General features: G+C 64.4%; 1 protein-coding gene. It reads left to right on the forward strand.

Annotated features, from left to right (window positions below; translation table 11 throughout):
• Nucleotides 1–236, forward strand: a 236-nt coding sequence (locus B0W88_RS32425) for an NAD-binding protein (RefSeq protein WP_158081011.1), incomplete at both ends; no start/stop codon positions are given.

The raw sequence follows: 236 nt of genomic DNA on the forward strand, positions 1-236 counted from the left end.
GGCTTCTTCTACCGCGAGCAGGAGGTCTGCGTGGTCGGCGGCGGCAACACGGCCGTGGAAGAGGCGCTGTACCTGTCCAACATCGCCAGCAAGGTCCATGTGATCCACCGCCGCGACAAGTTCCGCGCCGAGCCGATCCTGGTGGACAAGCTCAACGCCAAGGCCGCCGAAGGCAAGGTGCAGCTGCACCTGTTCAATCAACTGGACGAAGTGCTGGGCGACCAGAGCGGCGTGAC

Origin of the sequence: Pelomonas sp. KK5 (genome assembly GCF_001984095.1) — a bacterium.
In the GTDB taxonomy this organism is placed as follows: Bacteria; Pseudomonadota; Gammaproteobacteria; order Burkholderiales; family Burkholderiaceae_C; genus KK5.